General features: G+C 75.4%; 2 protein-coding genes. Both read right to left on the bottom strand.

Going from position 1 to position 2,783, the window contains the following annotated elements:
• The coding region (locus tag H5J30_RS25640) for an acyltransferase domain-containing protein (protein WP_258563535.1) at nucleotides 1-911 on the bottom strand (911 nt) is incomplete at its 3' end.
• A gap of 34 nt (nucleotides 912-945) precedes the next feature.
• Nucleotides 946-2,783 (bottom strand): polysaccharide pyruvyl transferase family protein (locus tag H5J30_RS25635; protein ID WP_181789717.1); only part of this gene is annotated, 1,838 nt, incomplete at its 5' end.

Raw genomic sequence — 2,783 nt, 5'->3', positions numbered from 1 at the left:
GCGACGCCGGTGAGGAACCCCTGCCGGCCGCCGTCGCCGCGCCGGAGGCTGGCGACGGCAGCGGCTTCGACGCCGAGCGCGTCGGCGGTCTGGGAGACGGCGGTGCTCAGCACGGGGTGGGGGCTGGTCTCGACGAACGTGCGGTGGCCGCGGCCGAGCAGGTTCCCGACGACATCGGAGAAGCGCACCGTGCGGCGCAGGTTGCTCACCCAGTACGCGGCGTCCAGCTCCCGGCCGTCGAGCGGCTCCCCCGTCACCGTCGAGTGGAAGGGCACCCGGCACGAGCGGGTGGGGATCTCGCCCAGGGCGTCGAGGAGTTCCGGCACGACGGCGTCGACCTGCGCGGAGTGGGACGCGTAGTCGATGTCGACGCGGCGTACGCGGATCCGCTCGGCCGCCAGCGCCGCGGTCAGCTTCTCCAGCGCCGCCACGGGCCCGCTGACGACCGTCGACGCGGGGCCGTTCACCGCGCCGACGCAGAGCCCGCCGCCGACGGTGGCGAGCAGGTCCCGTACCTCGTCAGCCGGAAGTGCCACCGACACCAGTCCGCCCTGCCCGGCCAGGCCGCGGGCGATGACCCGGCTGCGCAGCGCCGCCACCCGCGCACCGTCCTCCAGGCTCAACGCCCCCGCCACCACCGCCGCCGCGATCTCCCCCTGCGAATGCCCCACCACCGCCGCCGGCACCACACCGAACGACTCCCACAACCGCGCCAGCGACACCATCACCGCCCACAACGCCGGCTGCACCACATCCCCGCGCCCCAGGTCACCGCCCAGATCCGGCAGCCCCGAGAACGGCTCCGTGCCCCACTGCTCGGTCCGCCCCTGCGCCGTCAGCCACGCCACCGCGGCGTCGAGCAGCGCGAGGACGGCGGGAGCGTCGGCCGGGCCTCCTGTACGTATCTTCATGCCCGGGAATCTAACCGGGCGGGGCACCTCGCCTCTACGGCGTTTCCGCCTGCCGCTCCAGGCCCAGCGCCGGCCGCAGCTGCGCCAGGTTCTCCCGCGTCGCCTTCCACAGCACCCGCTGCCGGTCCAGCACGTCCGCCACCGCCGCGCCGTGGTCGTCGAGCACCGCCGCCGCCCGCTCCACCAGCACCTCCGCCAGCCGCTCGTCGTCCACCCGCACACCCCACTCCGGGCGGTCGATGTCGGCCAGGAAGTACGCCAGCTTCGGGTGCGAGACCAGGCTCAGCACCGGCGTCCCGCAGCCGAACGGGACCATCCCGGCGTGGCCGCGCATCCCGATCACCAGCCGCGTCCGCCGGTAAGCGGCGCGGATCCCGTCGTTGTCCAGGTCGTACAGCGCCTCCACGGGCAGCGTGATCCCGTGCTCCCGGCGCAGGTCGTGCGCGAACTGCTCGTCCGCCGCCATGTGCGCGGCCACCCGCACGTCCGCCCGCTCGCGCAGCGCCCGCACCGTCCGCGCCATGGCGTCCAGGAACCGCGGATAGCCGTCGCCGAAGCGCATCCCCGCCCGGTCGTACGCGCAGTTCACCAGCACCGTGTCGGCCCGCTCCACCGCGGCGTCGTCCCAGCCCGGCTGGAGCAGCCGGGTCAGGGTGGTGGGGCAGGGCTGGTACGCGACCCGGTCGCGCAGCCGCTCCGGCAGCAGCTCGCGTACCCGCTCCACCGACCCGCGGTTGCGCAGCCCGAAGAACGCGGAGCGCTCCACCAGCGCCGCGAGGCTCTCGCGGAAGCGGCTGCCGCGGTAGGACTGGCCGGGGAAGACGTTGTAGCCGACGGCGAAGACCGCCAGCGGCACGTCGATACGGGCCAGCAGCTCGTCCGGTACGTTCCACTGCCACGCGCTGTTGCCGTTCGGCCAGGTGTCGGGCAGGAACAGCCCGCCGCCGCCGACGACCAGCCCCCGGCGCGCGTTGACCTCGGCCAGCGCCTCCTCGTCGAAGAGCCGGTGCACGGGGACCGGGTGCCACCGGCGCGCGGAGGGGTCGGTGCCGAAGCAGAGCCGGACGGCCTCGGGCAGGACCTTGTCGCCGGCGTTCTCCTGGCCGGTGGCGTACGCGGCGGCGTGCGCGAGCTGCGTGGAGACCACCGACGCCTCCCCGCGGTGGGCCGCGAACTCCGGCAGCCCGTAGCCGCCCTGGAGCATGGCCTTGCAGGTGCGGTTGGTGGGTTCGGCGTCCAGGCCCTCGCGCGCGTACGCCTTCGACCGCTCCTCGTCGCCGCGCAGCCAGGCCAGCCGGGCGAGCTGGCTGAACACCTTCGGCGCCAGCTCGGGGGACGCGGCGGCGAGCAGCAGGTGGGTCTCGGCCTCGTCGTAGCGGGAGACGGCCATGAGCGCGGTGCCCATGGTGTCGTGGAAGCGCGGCTGGTCGGCCTGCGGGCGGGCCGCGGACAGGGCGTCCACGGCCTCCTCGTACGCGCCGATCGCGCGCAGCCCGAGGGCGGTGCGGCGGGCGAGGTCCGTGGTGGGGCGCAGCCGCAGCAGGGGCGGGCCGTAGTGGAGGAGCAGGTCGGGGTGCTGGCGGTGGGCGGGCAGGGCGCAGTACGCGCGCCAGAACTGCTCGTCGGTCAGGTCGTGGCGGGCGCGCGTCTCGTCGGACGGGTCGCGCAGGACGGCGAGGTCGGCGGCCACGAGCCAGCGGGGGTGCAGCTCTATGACGTCGTCGTACGCGGCGGTGAGGCCGTCGTACGCGGCGGGGCCCGCCCCGGCGGCGTCCCCGGCGGGCAGTTCGACGATCCGGGGGTGCAGCCGGCGGGCCGCGGCCAGGACGTCGTCCGGCAGGCCGTCGTGGCGGAGCAGGAAGTCCTCGCAGA

The sequence above is a fragment of the Streptomyces phytophilus genome, assembly GCF_013870535.1.
In the GTDB taxonomy this organism is placed as follows: domain Bacteria; phylum Actinomycetota; class Actinomycetes; order Streptomycetales; family Streptomycetaceae; genus Streptomyces; species Streptomyces phytophilus.
The sequence above is the reverse complement of the archived record's forward strand: the minus strand, read 5'-3'. Positions and strand labels throughout refer to the sequence as shown.